Below are 14,281 nucleotides of genomic sequence, written 5' to 3' on the forward strand. Positions count from 1 at the left end.
TGTGGGTGGTCTAAACGCTTAGGGCAGGGAGCAAACGCCGCAATTCCAGTGGATAACCAAACAAACAATACTTGCAATTGAAGCGTACACCGCGCGAAGTTTCAAATATGCACTACAATCCTCAAATAAGGACGCAGCATTTTCTCTTTAGAGAGCGCCTTGTTGACGATATTTCCCGTCTCAACAATTACGATAAGCCGATACTTCTCTTCGAAGCCCAGGCTGGGCAGGGCAAGACAACCACCATACAACAGCTTCTCAAGCGCATTGGCCGGGATTTCGCGTGGCATCAAGTGGCCTCTGAAGACGCGGACCCTTGTCAATTTCTTATTTCCATACATTCCTGCATTACCAATCATCCTCTTGGTTGCCTTTCCAAGGCGAGCCTCCCTGGTTTGCCGGGGGACGATGCCGCTTTGCCCGATCTTGCGCGGCATATCGACGTGATGCTGAACGAGCTTCAAACCTCCCTCCGGGATGATCTGTTTTTGGTGTTCGATGATGCGCACAATCTCATCCGCCATGAAAAAAGCTTGTACGTCCTCAATCACCTGATCGAAAACGCCCCGCCCAAGCTGCGTTTCATCCTGTCGGCACGCGAACCTGTTCCGCTCCCGGCTGTTTATCATCCAAAGAGTCATCTTGCCGTTATAACCAACGAGGATCTGGCGTTCGGGTTGGAAGAGGTCGCGGACTTGTACGAGCAGGTGTTAAAGCTCCCCGTATCCTACGATACCGCCCGAAAGGTTCATTCCATGACTGGTGGATGGGTTCTGGGGGTTGTCCTGCTTGGGGTGCATTTGTCGAAACAAACCGTCGAATCGCCTTCAGAGGAGTGGCTCCATAAGGGGCGTGCGGAAATAATGAGCTATTTCCGGAGAATGATATTCACTCCTTTGCAGCAAAGGCTCCACCAGCCCCTGCTCAGGCTCTCGCTCCTGGAGACGATGCCGGTTCAGCTGGCCAAGGAACTCACGAACCTCCCTGACATAGGGGCCGAGTTGGGCCAACTTGCCAGGCGAAACATCTTCATGCGCTCTTTAAGCCCGGAGTGCGGTATGTACCGCATGCACCACCTCTTCCGGGACTTTCTCCGGGAGAAGGCCAGGGAAACCCTGTCCCCCGAAGACATTCAGGCTGTCTACCGCCAAGCCGGCCGGTTTTTCTTCCGCAATGTCCAGATGTCCCAGTCGTTGCGCTATTTTGTGCTGGCCCGAGACTACAAGGAAGTGGAACGCGTTCTTCAAGCGGGCGGCATGCGCTTGCTTGCTGAAAACAAGACCTCTGCATTGTTGGACATATTAAGCGAAATTCCAGAACAGGAGCTCTCCCGGCTTGGTTGGGCTCCCTTGTGTCTGGCATTGGCGTATCTGGATTTCTCTCCGGCCAAAGCCCTGCCCCTTCTGTCGATCTCACTGGCGTACTTCTCCGGACAGCGGGACCAGCTGGGCGAACTGCTCAGTGTGGCGAACATCATCGCCGTCCGCATTGCCACCACCGGACATTGCCGCGAGGATGAAGAACTGCTTCCCCGCGCCGAAGAACTGTTCGCCCAAGCTCAGGATGCGCTTGATCCTTTCGCGGCAATCCTCGTGGCCCGCGGCCTGGCCATGGGCTATGGCTTCCTGCGGGCCGACATCGCCACCGCGACCAGATACGCCACCCTTGCCCTGACGCTTGCCCGGAAGAATCATCTGGTCAATTTCGAAGCCGCCGTGCTTATGGTCATGGGCTGCCCGGGTATGTTCACGGGGGACAGGTCTTTGGCCCATCTGTGGCTGGAGCAGGCGGCAGCACTGGTCAACCGCCCCGAGGTCGGCTCCTTCAACCGGCTGGGCATACGGGTGATGCTTTCGAGCCATCTTTTTCACGACAGCCAGTTCGACAATTATTTCGATCAGAAAAAACGGCTAGTCGAAGAAGCGGGCATGGCGCTGTGTTCTCAATCGATGGCAGGGCCATCCACCAGTATTTGGGAGATGGACATCGCCATCAATCAGGGAAAGCCGGATGACGTACAAAAGCTCGCCGCCCGGGCCTTGCGGGAGCCGCTTGGTCCGCATCTTCGCAGCCAGGTCTTGCAGCTTCAGGCCGTGGGGCTGGCCATGGGCGGACAACCCGGGCAGGCCCTGGCAGCCGCGGCGGAAGCCACAAGCCTGCGGGAGCAGGCCGGAGGGGCGTATTTCATCATATTGAATACACTCCTGACCGGCTTGACCATGAGCTTGTGCGGCGACCACACCTTGGCGATCGAACTGCTGACGCATGCAATCGAGAGTGCCAGGCGAATGCCCGCCGAGCATCTCGAAGCCTGCGGGCTCATGCATCGAGGCGCGGTGTATCTTGGTCTGGGCGAACACGAGGCGGCTGCCAAAGACGTGGAATTCGGGCTCGAGCTGATGCGCCGCAATGCCTGCAAACATCTCTGGGCCTGGGCTCCCGGATCAATCCGGGCAGTGCTCGGATTCGCGGTGGCAAGAGGGATCGAGACCGACTACGCCCGCGCCTTGGCAGCCGAACGTATCGATACGGGCTTCCGGGAAGACGGGACGGAAATCCCGCTTTTGACGGTCAACACCCTGGGTGATTTTACGATCCAACGCAAAGGTGTGCCGATCTTGCACGCTGAGGATTTCACCCCGGCGCAGCGGGAACTGCTCTATATGCTGCTGGCCTCTCCCGGCCTGAAGTTGTCCCAGGAGACCGCGCAGCTCTATTTCTGGCCGGAAAGCGCCGATGAATCGGCCAAGGCGAATTTGCACACCTTGGTTTCCCGCCTCCGCAAGGTCTTGGCGAAGGTACTGCCGGAAAACATGGTCCAGGACTATCTCGTCCGGGACAAAGGGGTGGTCTGGCTGGCGCATTGCCGCGTGGACGCTCACGAGTTTCTCGAGTGCGTGAAACGTGGGCTGGGGCATTGGGATCTGCGGGAGCTCTGGCAGGCGGGCAACGCCTTCACCCACGCCAATGCGCTCTGGAAAGGGGAGTACGCCCAGGGGCTGATGGGAGAGGATGGCGTATGCCATTTCCGCACCTCCCTGACCAAGACCCTGGTAAACTTGGCCCTGACCTGGGAAGGGCAGCTGGCTGACGCCGGCCGGCCGCAAGCCGCGATAGACCTTGTTGAAAAGGCGTTGGGGGCCGACCCTCTCAACGAATCCCTTTGGATTCGTCTCTATCGCCTACACGGGCGTCTTTCCGCCATCCAGGCCCGCCAGGTCCTGCATCGTTTCGCCGCGGTGCTCAAATCCGAGGATTACTCGGAGAAGGAAATCCCCGCCCTTGTGGACCGGGTCGCCGGGGTCCCACATTCCGGCCCGCTGCCCAAAAACGGCATGTTCAATACCGGAACGTTTCTGGGCACCAGTGGTCCACATCGTGGCCTGCTTCCCGTGCCGCGCGGGAGCAGAAACCATGGCCATGATAACGGGTCAGGCGTGGTCCGCCTTCTTGGGGAGCTGTAGCCGGACGCGTGTGCCGCCTTGGGATTCCAACTCAAGTGAGCCATGAAGCTGGTCCGTGAGCATGGTGACGATCTGCAGCCCGAGCGAAGCGGCTGTTGCTACCGTAAAGCCCGGGGGCAGGCCCGCTCCGTCGTCCTGGATAAGAAAAACCACCGAATCCTCCTGCTCTATCGCGGAGATCCCGATCATCCCGGAACTCTTGTCCCTGAATGCGTGCTTGAGCGAATTGGTGACCAGCTCGTTCATGATGAGCCCAAAGGGTATGGCCTGGTCGAGGCTCATGTGGATTGCGGGCATTTCGATCTTGAGGTCGATGGTGCGCGCTCCTTTCAGGGCGGTCACCAGCCTGGATAAAAGCTTGTGCAGGTATTTGCCCGCGTCTATTCCCCGATAATCGGATGATTCGTAGAGTTGTTGATGAATAAGGGCCATCGACATAACCCGGCCTTGGCTGTCGTTTAAGATGCTCAGGGCGGCTGGGTCGTTGGTGCCCTGGCCTTGCAGGCTCAGGAGGCTGCTGATGATCTGCAGGTTGTTTTTCACTCGGTGGTGAATCTCGCGCAGAAGGATCTCCTTCTCACGCAAGGACGAGGCCATGGCGGCCTCGGCATGCTTTCGTTCGGTGACGTCGATCCAGCTGGCGCGCAGGAGTCTGCGCTCCGCCGAAGGCAAAAGAACCAGCCGCACTTCGCATATGCGAACAATTCCCTGGGCGCTTCGGATTGCCCGCTCGAATATCACCTCTTCCCCGGCCAGCGCCCTGGTGCGATGGTCGTTCATGCTCACGCTCAAGGGAAGATGGTCGGGCTGCTCGGGCAGGAAATAGAGGTCCACCCGGTTGCTTATCTGCTCGAGTGTTTCGCAGCCGAAAAGCTTGAAGGCGTTTTTGTTGGCATCGACGGTCAGGTTGCTGTCAACGTCGGTGACTATGATCGCTTCGGGGGCCTGTTCGACAAGAGCCCGGAACCTCGCTTCGCTTAAAAGCGCATCGGTTTCGGCCAGTTTGCGGCGCCGGTTCATTCTCCAAAGCGCTGCCACCAGCGTACTCAAAACCAGCAACACCCCAAGCGCACCAATGACGGCCTCTTTGTACTGTCCCCAGAGGGTAGGCGAGCGGTTGGTGAAAACACTTCCCTCGGGAAAGGCGTCCATGTCCAGATGCCAGCGTTCCACCTGCTGATAGTCGAACATTGGGCGAGCGAGGCAGGGGATGACGGTCAGCTGTTCAGCCGGCTTGAGTTTCCCGGACATGATGTCGAGCGCCAGTTCGGCGCTATGATGGCCTTCATATTCGTAGCTGAACATCGAACCGCCGAGCACGCCCACTCCCAAAAGCGTGTCGTACACGCCGAAAACAGGCACTTTGGCTATACGCGTTGTCTCTCTGGCCACATCCAGCGGGACGAACGTGCGGTTGGTGGGGTCCCGGTAGAAGGACAGATAGAAAATGATGCTGTCGGGAGAGAGTGAACCGGCTTTCTGGAGCATCTCTTCATATGTGCTTGATGCGGAATAATCGAACCGCAGTTTGCCATGCCATGGGGTGAAAGCGGTTTTCGCTATTGCCAGCCATTGCTTTTCAACCGGCGCGTCTCCAATGACGAAATAGACGGTCTTCGTCTCCGGAAAGAGTTGCAAGGCCGTTTCCAGGGTTCCTTCAAAATTAACCTTGGCGGGTATCTGGATGATGCTACGGCCTGGAACCGGGTCATTTAGTGTTACAGGTGCGAGAACGGAAATGATCGGGGTGCCGGGAAACAGCATGCGGCCTCTATTGAGAATGAAGTCCTGAGCGGGGCCGTCGACAGTTATGATAACGTCCATCTTGAGGCCCCGGTACTTTTCCTGGAGCCATTTTGAGAGGGAGTCCTGGTATTCCGGGGTGGTGTTGCGCCCAAGTTCAAGGATTTCGTAGTGGATGTTGGCGCTTGAAACTCCAGCCTTTTCCAGTGTGTTCAAAAGAGCTGCGCTGTGTCTTCTGTAGGCCGGCAGAAAAGACGCCGAGTAGAGAAGCACAACATGCTTGTCTTCGAGGGAAGGTAAAGGGGTTTGAAGAGCCTTGTGCGAAGAAGAAGCCGGGGTCTGCGTTTGCGCGAACGAGGCGTGGAAAGCAAGAACAAACAGCAGCAGTACAATGTGGGAAATAACAAGCACTGTTCGCTGCGGCGTGTGGCGGAAGAACCCCGCTGCATTGCGGCTCACCCGGTTGCGGCCTTGTTGCGCCATGCTGCTTGGGTGAGAATTGAACCTCATAGTGCCTCAAATGGTGCATTTTGGTGGGAATTGCAAGCAGGGTGTGGAAACATCGGAGTACGCCGATACTCGTGTCTACGCCACAGTGGCTGGACCAGGGGATTGTCCTGGTTTGCTGAACAGTTGCGCGGTTTTAGCCGGATATATTCCCCGTGCTATTCTCCCGTATCCTTCTGGTTTTCCTACCTTGGCAACAGGCGGGATTCCGTAGGATACTCCATGGAAACAGCAGTTGTGTTTTGTTCTGGAACCAATAGGCGGCGTATTCTGTAAAATAGAAAATCAGATGTCATGTGCCATGGAATATAAATTCATGAATCACAATACGCTGGAACAGTTGATCACTGAAGAAAGGTGGGAAGAGGCTTACGACGATTTGAAGAATCTCATAGATTCATTGAGCCTCAGTGATATTGATACATTGGCAGGGAATATAAATGAATCCTGCAAGCATTGGAGCCAGATGCTGATTAATACAGGGTTGTGTTGGGATGATGAAGGAAACGGAGGATATCTTTCGCGGAAGGTGTTTGTAAAAATATGGGATGGCTCAACGTATCATAACAAGTGGATACTGTTGAAGTCTCTTCTGACGTTGTACGGAATACTTGTTGATGGTTATGATGGCGGTCAGCTCGCGAGGCTGCTGCTGAAAATACAAATCCATACGGGGATATCCCCGAAGGAAGTTCTTGAACTGTTTTTTTATCGCCACAGCAACCAGGGCAAGATCATGAGCGGTATGCCGATCTGTGTTCAGTGAAGCCACAAGCTTATTAGAGGCGATTGCGGACTGTCCTGCAAAGATGAGCGCTCCGGGAGAAACCCCGGAGCATTTTTTTGCCTGCCCGCCAGGCCTCGCAGGGCAGGGGACGCTCACAGGCAGGAAGCGGGCGGATCCGGTGTTGCCGGGAGAGCCTGGCTTGTGGAAGTGTCCCTGATGTTGAAAGGAATATCCCGTCGGGTTTGGTCCCGGCCGCCTGAACATCGGCCGGGACCAAACCCTGGAATGGGGTGTGTCTAGAGGTCGCGGTTGATGGTGCCTTCCCAGGTGCTTACCTTGCCGACTCCGGATTCCTCGGGCGAGACCCATTTGGTGGTCACGGTCTTTACCCGGGTGTAGAAGCGCAGGCCTTCGCGGCCCAGGGTGTGCACCACGCCGAAGAAGGACTGCTTGTTGCCCGAGAAGGGGAAGAACGCCAGCGGCACGGGTATGCCCACGTTCACCCCCACCATGCCGCCGTGGGTCCGGCTTACGAATTCCCTGGCGTAGTGGCCGCTTCCGGTGAAGATGGATGACCCGTTCGCGAAGCGGTTCGCGTTCATGATGGCCAGGCCTTCCTCGAAATCCTTCACCCGTTTGACGCACACCACGGGCCCGAAGATCTCCTCGTCGCCGATGGTCATGTCCTTGGTCACATGGTCGAAGATGGTGGGGCCGACGTAGAAGCCGTTCTCAAGCCCCTTGGGAGCGCAGTTGCGCCCGTCCAGCACCAGCTTCGCACCTTCGGCCACGCCCTTGTCGATCCAGTCGGTCACGAACTTCTTCTGCCCGGCGCTGGCCAGGGGGCCGAGTTCCGTCTTCGGGTCGTAGGCGGCGCCCACCACCAGCTTTTTGCCCAGGGCCTGCAGGATGTCCACGAAACGGTCTGCCACCGATTCCTGTACGCACACCACCGGCAAGGCCATGCACCGCTGGCCGGCGCAGCCGAAAGCGGAGTTTACTATGCGCTTCGCGGACCATTCAAGGGGCGCGTCCTCGAGAAGCAGGGCGTGGTTCTTGGCTTCTGTCAGGCATTGCACCCGCTTGCCCGCCCCTGAGGCGGCCGCGTAGATCTTGAGGCCGACCGAGGTGGATCCCACGAAGGATACTCCGTCGATTTCCGGGTGGGACAAGAGGCCGGTCAGTTCGTTGCGGCTGCAGGTGACAAGGTTGACCACGCCCTTGGGCAGCCCTGCTTCGATGAGCAGCTCGAGAAGACGCATGCCGGTCTGGGGGACCATGGTGGCGGCCTTCAAGACCATGGTGTTGCCTGCGGTGATGCACACCGGGATGAACCAGCCGAAGGGGATCATGGCCGGGAAGTTGTAGGGCGCTATGCCCAGAAAGACGCCCACCGGCTCGTAATAGAGGCTTATGTCGTGGCCTCGGGTGGCGTTCATCATGGTCGATCCCTGGATTTCCATGGGCACGGTCACCGCCACTTCGCAGGCTTCCACCACCTTGAACACGTCGCCCCGGGCCTCGTCGAGGTTCTTGCCCATTTCCGTGGCCAGGGTCGTGGCCAGTTCCTCGAAATGCTTGTTCACCAGCTCGCGGAAGCGGAATATGACCTGGGTGCGCACCGCGACCGGTGTCTGGGACCAGCCGGGAAAGGCCGCCCTGGCCGCCTGCACGGCGTTCTCCACTTCGGCCTGGGTGCAGATGGGGGCCTGGGCGATCACCTGCCCGGTACTGGGGTTCATTACCGGGGAATATGTGTCGCACAGCGAATCGTTCCATTCGTTGTAGGCGCAGTATTTCAGTTTCTTCGACGGGGACATTCAAACCTCCTGGGGAATATGTATGCGTTCAATATGAGAGGGCGTTCTGGGCCAGGTGATCCGCCAGGCCCTGGTCCTCGCTGGGCAGAAGTCCGCTTATACCCACTGCTCCTATAATCCCGCCCTCCTTGTCCTTTACGGGTGATGCTCCCGGCAGGGCGGTGAGCAGAGGGTCGCAGAAGTAGCTGATGTCGACCTGCTCGTTTCGCAGCCTGGCCAGGAAGGCCTCGGTGGTGCTGCCCATGCGGGCCGCGCTGTAAGCCTTTTGCTGGGCGATGGAGATGGTGCGCAGGGGCGCCGCGTCCATCCTGAAGAAGGCCACGAGGTCTCCATGCCAGTCGCAGACGCTTATGCAGATGGGGCGGCCGAAATCCTTGTCGGCCTTTTCGACTCCCGCGTCCACCAGCTGTCTGGCCAAGTGTGCTGTCATGCTGGCCATTGTTCAAGTCTCCTTCGTTTTCAGGCTATGCCGAACACGGCGAAGAACGCCAGGGCGAGAACCACCATGAGGATCTTCAGGATGGTCAGCGCGAATATGTCCGGGTAGGACTGGCGGTGGGTCAGGCCGCACACGGCCAGCAGGGTGATGATGGCTCCGTTGTGGGGGCCGGTGTCCATGCCGCCCGAGGCGATGGCCGCCACCCGGTGCAGCACGTCCGGGGAGAGGTTCACGGAATTCGCCCAGTCCAGCCAGTATTTGCCGAACAGGTCCAGGGCGATGGACACGCCGCCAGAAGCCGATCCGGTGATGCCGCAGAGAATGTTGATGGTCACCGCTTCGGACACCAGGGGGTTGTTGCCCAGGGTGAGTCCCAGCACCGCGTCGGCGATGGTCTTGAAGCCGGGCAGGGCGGCGATGACGTTGCCGTAGCCCACCTCGGAGGCCACGTTCATGATGGCCAGGAGAGACCCGACGGCGCCGACGCTGATGGCCTTGCTAATGCCGCCCGAGGGCATGCGCCTGTAGCCGATGGCCGCGGTCAGGGAGATGCCGCAGACCAGGCCGATGATGAGCGACCAGGTGCTGATGACCCTCTTGATGTTCGGGGCCATGAGCGGGATCTTCATGGCGGCTATGGGTTCGAGCACCTTGGGGTCCCAGGTGATCATATTGTTGCCGATGTAGGTGATGGCCAGGACCAGGATCAGGGGCAGGACGGATATCTGCCAGGAGGGCAGCTTCACGTCCTCCTTTATCTCGGGCTCGTTTATGGTGTGCTCCCCGTAGCCCTCGCCCCGGGCCAAGGCCTGGTTGGCCCGGTGGTGCAGCCACCACATGCCGGAACTGAACATGCAGATGGAGATGAAGATTCCCATCCACGGGCCGGCATAGACGCTGGTGCCCAGGAAGTTGGACGGAATGAGGTTCTGTATCTGCGGCGAACCGGGCAGGGCGTCCATGGTGAAGGTGAAGGCGCCCAAAAAAATGGCCGAGGGCAAGAGCTTCTTGGGGATGCCCGCTTCCTTGTACAGGGCCGCGGCGAACGGATACACCGCGAAGACCACCACGAACATGCTCACGCCGCCGTAGGTGAGAATGGCCGCGGCCAGCACCGTGGAGAGCATGACGTGCTTTGGCCCGAGCGATTCGAATATCTTGTGGGCCACGGATTTGGCCATGCCGCTTTCTTCCATGATCTTTCCGAAGACCGCGCCCAGCATGAACACCGGGAAGAAGTTCTTCACGTAGGTGACAGCTTTGGCCATGAAGAGTTCGGTGTAGGTGGGCATGATGGGCAGGCCCTGCATCACCGCTGCGGCCACAGCGAGGATCGGGGCGAAGAAAATGACGGAATACCCTCGGTACGCCACGATGATCAGCAAGACCAACGTTCCGATGATTCCAATTACTTCCATAAGCCTTCCTCCAGGTCTGTTGAGAGTGCCTTGAGAGTATCCGCTGCAAAACGCTGGCTGACCGCAAAGAAAAACGGAGCCTGCAGTCGAACGGCCAAGAGCAAGCGTTGTTCCATTCTTAAAGGATGGGGCTAGAGGACGTGTTAAGGCGCGCCAACCATGGCCAGAGGGGAAAGCGAAACGGACAAGAATGAAATGGCCTGCTGTACAAAAAATGTGCACCTTGACGAAGGTGCACATTTTTTGTGGACAATTATTGTGCAGACACTGTGATTAGTTGCTGTATTCCTTGAGCTTGTTGCGAAGAGTGTTGCGATGAATGCCGAGCAGGCTCGCAGCCAGCACATGATTGTTGCCCGTGAGGCGCAGGGCTTCGGCAATGGCCTCCTGCTCAATGTTTTTCAACGGCCTGATGCCTGAGAGTCCGGCGCCAGGCTCGGCTTCCGGCTGGCTGGCGCTTGCGGAAGCTGAAAAGCAGGATGCGGATTTCCCCATCTGGAAGCAGATGGTGTCCAGGTGGCCAGTGGTCAGGACCGGCGCGTCCCTGGCGATGAGGATGGAGCGTTCCAGTATGTTGCCCAGCTCCCGGACGTTTCCCGGCCATTCGTGGTGCATGAGGGCTGCCAGGAAGTCTTGCGAGAGTTCCTTTTTCCCCTGCCCCAGCTTGCGGCAGACCATGTCCGCTATGTGTCTGGCCAGCAGCGGGATGTCGCCCGTGCGTTCGCGAAGGGGGGGGATGTCCAGGATGATGGTGTTGATGCGGTAGTAGAGGTCCAGGCGGATGAGCCCCTGCTTCACCAGGTCGCCCACGTTCTTGCTGCTGGCGGCCAGAATGCGCACATTCACGGGCATAACCGTGTTGCCCCCCACGCGGGTGATCTTGTTTTCCTCAAGCACGCGCAGGAGCTTGATCTGCATCTCCTGGGGCATGCTGTCTATCTCGTCTAAGAAGATGGTCCCGCCGTCGGCTAGTTCGAATTTCCCCGGCATGCCGCCTTTTTTCGCACCGGAGAAGGCCCCTTCGTTGTAGCCGAAGAATTCGCTCTCCATGAGTTCGGAGGGGATGGCGCTGCAGTTGATGCCGATGAAGGGGCCGTCGCGGAGGTCGCTGGCGTTGTGGATGGCCTGGGCGAAGAGCTCTTTGCCGGTGCCGCTTTCTCCCTGGATCAGGACCCGGGCGTTGGTTGGCGCCACGCTGCCCGCCAGTTCCACCGCGCGCCGTATTCTCTCGTTGTTTCCCAGGATGTCCTCGAAGGTGAATGTGGCGTAGGCGCCCACCATGCGGTGGACCAGGCGGTGGATGTCCTTTTTCTCCTTGGTGATGATGAGCTTGCCGATGGGCTCGTTCTCTTCGTTGTAGACGGCCTGCGTATTGACGAGAAGTGTGTTGTATTTGTCGTTCTTTTTTATGGAGATGCTTTTCTCGAAGAGCCTGTTGTCCTTGTCGAGCAGTTTGGTCAGAGGCGGGGACGAGAACAGCACCTCTGTAACCGGCTGCCCGAGCAGCTTGTCAGACGGGGACGACGTGTACTGCGCAAGTATCTTGTTGATTTGCTTGACGTTCTGCTTGTTGTCCAACACGGCCAACCCGTATTCGGAGCTGTCGATGCAGTTTTGCAGGTAGGTGTTTGTGGAGCGAAGTCCCAGGGCCTGTTCAAGGGCCTTGGCCATGGCGATCACGATGCCCAGGGTGTGTTTGTGGATCAGGCGGTAGTCTCCGCTCAAGTTCAGGACGCCGATAAGCTCGCCTGAGTCGTCGCAGATTGGGGCGGAGGAGCAGGTCCAGTCGTGGTAGAAGGCGCAGTAGTGTTCCGCGCTGAAAATCTGCACGGGCTGTTTGCTTATAAGGCTCAAGGCGATGCCGGTGGTCCCGGCGTGGTGTTCGTTGCGCACTGCCCCGGGCCGGATGAAACCCTTGTCCGCGGATTCGAGCAGGTCCGGGTCTCCCACGGCGTGCAGAACATGCCCCTGCCTGCTGGCCAAAAGGCCGATGAAGTGGGTTTCGTCAACAACCTTGCCCAGGATGTCCATGTAGGGCTTGGCCAGGGAGATGAGCGCGGCGTTGGAGCGCAGGAGGGCGTCCAGGTGGTCCTGGTCGGTGATGCAGCAATCGCTGGCGCTCATGTAGGGGTTGAGGTTCTGGGCCCGGCAGCGCTTCCAGGATTCGAGGATGACAGGGCGGATGACAGTGGCGTCGCATTCCCCGGTATCCACAAAACGCTGCCATTCCCGAAAGTATGACTTCCGAGCGATATCGCAAGGATACATGGAGAACTCCTCCTTGGTGGAACAACCCTCGGGGGCGATTTCAAATTGAGCATAGCCTCAGCCCAGCCGGGTCGTCCAGGCTGGAGAGTGCGCAGCCTCCAGAGTGTTCCCGAATCGCCATCCACGATCCATGCCATCAAGAACGCGCTGCGGGCATGAGGGCCTGAGGGGCACCCTGCCGGCAGCGCGTTTGTCTGTTAAGTTAACCTGTCAAAAAGCGAGTATGATCAATTCCAGGTGCGGAACTCGTTCGGATCAAGTTCGTTGAGAATCATGGTCAGTTCAGAGTCTGGAAGCGAGTCCTTGGTCTGTTCGCTCCAAAAGGCGTTCAGTTCCTGGTTTGCCAAATTGCGCGGGTCAGGCTCGCTCAAAAATACGTTCAAAAGATGGGGGGCGAGTTTGTCCGGACCAATTTCCAATGGAAGCACGTCCAGAAGATAGTCTGACAGTTTGGCTGAACCATATCCTCCCTGGCGTGCCTTCGGATCCTGGCCGTCTGGTTCAACCGATTCCGGCTCTTTCAGGAGAACGCTCCGCTCCGGGGCTGAGAGCGTGCCCTGGCCAGGTTCAGTCATCAGCATGTTCATCTCTTCGTCCGTCAGCTTGTCCGGCAAGGGCTCGCTGTCAGGGACGGAGAACATGGCTTGAGATGTGATCTCGTCGACCGCGAAGGGGAGCATTGCCCGTCTCGCTTCATCGACGAGATGGGGCGGGACCAGGAAACGCATTTCAACTACGTATATTGCTTTCCGCATGGTTTATCCCTCACAGCTGACGGCTGTTTTGGTTGGCAACGAAACGGAAACAGCTTTCAGGTAAAATCCCATAAACTCCCAGGCATTAGAGTTGGTTCGCTATAGTCCTTTCTAGATAGTATTCATTCTTTGTTGGAAGTCTATACCGTGCCGGCGCATCCCGCCAATCGTGAACGCTTATTCGCTCAGGAGAAGGTCCAGCTCCTGGTTCGTCAACCTGCTTGGGTTTGTTTTTCTTTCCGGGGCGGGGCAATTTACGTAAGGCGTGATCTCCTTGACCGTTAGCGCCGATATCGCCTGCCTGGCCGCGGTAGCCAAGTGGGACGGAACCAGGAAGCGCATCTCCACATCGTGTTCGGTTTCTTTCATGAATATTTCCTCTCGGCCGGGGTTGAGTGCGCGTGCCGATTCATACCCCGAAACAAACATGACAATAGCGACGTGACGACGGGTATGGTTCCTGAACTCAATTGTTAAAACGTTACAATATGCATATTGAGTGCCATGTTATTGATGTTGGGCGTTTACATTTCATACATAAAATACTTGTACGTTTGGTTAGTAGCAGTGATTATTATTTGTATGGCTATAAATGTGCAAGATGAATCTTTTTTAATGCTATGCTTGTGTGGCATGGCAGAGTGTCATCCCCAAGAGAGAGGCCAGGTGTTGGAGACACGTTACACAGTTTTCTCCGATGGCTTGGGAGCAGGCCTTCAGGCGCTGTGTCCCAAGGGCTTATCGGATTAATTTCAGTCAACTTATGGCCCGAGGGTGAATAATCGAAAGAAGAGAGGCGAAGGCATTGGGTGGCAAGAGCCTGTCTGTAGAGCCTGCGAACGTCCGGGAAAATTCCAGAAAGTGAGCGGCCGGCGTATGGTTTTTGGGAAGCATGTAACTTTTCCTGCCAAATCAGGGTCAAAGGAATAGCCATGGCCTTTTTCCGGTGAGTACCCCTGACGCTTGCCCGATGCAGCCATGGTCGCCCGGCGGAGTGGGGAGGGGATTTCCCCTCCGCCGGGCGCTTCTTAGCCGGACGCCTCGGGCGAAGAGAGTGAAGATCCCTCGGTTTTTCGTGCAATCCCCATTTTCCTGGCACCGCGGTGCGCGATATGGGGTGTCTATACGGGCTGTAATACT

Annotated in this window: 10 protein-coding genes; 2 read left to right on the top strand and 8 right to left on the bottom strand. The window is 57.7% G+C overall.

All coding sequences use genetic code 11. The features are described 5' to 3' along the window. Positions 1-101: 101 nt before the first annotated feature. Complete coding sequence (locus HY795_14640; GenBank protein ID MBI4806464.1) at positions 102-509, bottom strand: hypothetical protein; 408 nt, start codon at positions 507-509, stop codon at positions 102-104. A 24-nt stretch (positions 510-533) separates the two neighbouring features. On the opposite strand from HY795_14640, the gene HY795_14645 reads away from it, so the two are divergent. Continuing rightward, positions 534-3,464 carry an ATP-binding protein gene (locus HY795_14645; protein ID MBI4806465.1) on the top strand — a complete coding sequence of 977 codons (2,931 nt, stop codon included), beginning with the start codon at positions 534-536 and terminating at the stop codon, positions 3,462-3,464. Here the strand turns inward: HY795_14645 and HY795_14650 are convergent. Further along, the gene (locus tag HY795_14650; GenBank protein MBI4806466.1) at positions 3,432-5,423 is read right to left on the bottom strand and encodes a PAS domain S-box protein; all 1,992 of its coding nucleotides are present in this window, start codon (positions 5,421-5,423) and stop codon (positions 3,432-3,434) included. The two genes, HY795_14645 and HY795_14650, sit on opposite strands and share 33 nt — an antisense overlap. A gap of 607 nt (positions 5,424-6,030) precedes the next feature. Here HY795_14650 and HY795_14655 point away from each other — a divergent pair. Further along, complete coding sequence (locus HY795_14655) at positions 6,031-6,480, top strand: hypothetical protein (protein ID MBI4806467.1); 450 nt, start codon at positions 6,031-6,033, stop codon at positions 6,478-6,480. A 257-nt stretch (positions 6,481-6,737) separates the two neighbouring features. Here the strand turns inward: HY795_14655 and HY795_14660 are convergent, their stop codons facing one another. From HY795_14660 to HY795_14685, 6 genes are all read right to left on the bottom strand, one after another. Continuing rightward, on the bottom strand, positions 6,738-8,261 hold the full coding sequence (locus HY795_14660; GenBank protein ID MBI4806468.1) for a CoA-acylating methylmalonate-semialdehyde dehydrogenase: 1,524 nt from the start codon (positions 8,259-8,261) through the stop codon (positions 6,738-6,740). A gap of 28 nt (positions 8,262-8,289) precedes the next feature. After that, positions 8,290-8,700 carry a heme-binding protein gene (locus HY795_14665; protein ID MBI4806469.1) on the bottom strand — a complete coding sequence of 137 codons (411 nt, stop codon included), beginning with the start codon at positions 8,698-8,700 and terminating at the stop codon, positions 8,290-8,292. Positions 8,701-8,720: 20 nt separating this feature from the next. Further along, entirely contained in the window at positions 8,721-10,118 is a 1,398-nt protein-coding gene (locus HY795_14670) for a GntP family permease (protein MBI4806470.1), read from the bottom strand. A gap of 273 nt (positions 10,119-10,391) precedes the next feature. Further along, complete coding sequence (locus HY795_14675) at positions 10,392-12,386, bottom strand: sigma 54-interacting transcriptional regulator (GenBank protein ID MBI4806471.1); 1,995 nt, start codon at positions 12,384-12,386, stop codon at positions 10,392-10,394. Positions 12,387-12,613: 227 nt separating this feature from the next. After that, positions 12,614-13,141 carry a hypothetical protein gene (locus tag HY795_14680; GenBank protein ID MBI4806472.1) on the bottom strand — a complete coding sequence of 176 codons (528 nt, stop codon included), beginning with the start codon at positions 13,139-13,141 and terminating at the stop codon, positions 12,614-12,616. Between the two features lie 177 nt (positions 13,142-13,318). Next, entirely contained in the window at positions 13,319-13,510 is a 192-nt protein-coding gene (locus tag HY795_14685) for a hypothetical protein (protein MBI4806473.1), read from the bottom strand. Between the last annotated feature and the right edge of the window lie 771 nt (positions 13,511-14,281).

It is taken from the genome of Desulfovibrio sp. (genome assembly GCA_016208105.1).
GTDB lineage: Bacteria > Desulfobacterota > Desulfovibrionia > Desulfovibrionales > Desulfovibrionaceae > Fundidesulfovibrio.

What these genes read in the sequence shown, in the direction of transcription:
- HY795_14655 (MBI4806467.1), top strand. Translation starts at nt 6,031, where the DNA reads ATGAATCACAATACGCTGGAACAGTTGATCACTGAAGAAAGGTGGGAA.
- HY795_14660 (MBI4806468.1), bottom strand. Translation starts at nt 8,261, where the DNA reads ATGTCCCCGTCGAAGAAACTGAAATACTGCGCCTACAACGAATGGAAC.
- HY795_14665 (MBI4806469.1), bottom strand. Translation starts at nt 8,700, where the DNA reads ATGGCCAGCATGACAGCACACTTGGCCAGACAGCTGGTGGACGCGGGA.
- HY795_14670 (MBI4806470.1), bottom strand. Translation starts at nt 10,118, where the DNA reads ATGGAAGTAATTGGAATCATCGGAACGTTGGTCTTGCTGATCATCGTG.
- HY795_14675 (MBI4806471.1), bottom strand. Translation starts at nt 12,386, where the DNA reads ATGTATCCTTGCGATATCGCTCGGAAGTCATACTTTCGGGAATGGCAG.
- HY795_14680 (MBI4806472.1), bottom strand. Translation starts at nt 13,141, where the DNA reads ATGCGGAAAGCAATATACGTAGTTGAAATGCGTTTCCTGGTCCCGCCC.
- HY795_14685 (MBI4806473.1), bottom strand. Translation starts at nt 13,510, where the DNA reads ATGAAAGAAACCGAACACGATGTGGAGATGCGCTTCCTGGTTCCGTCC.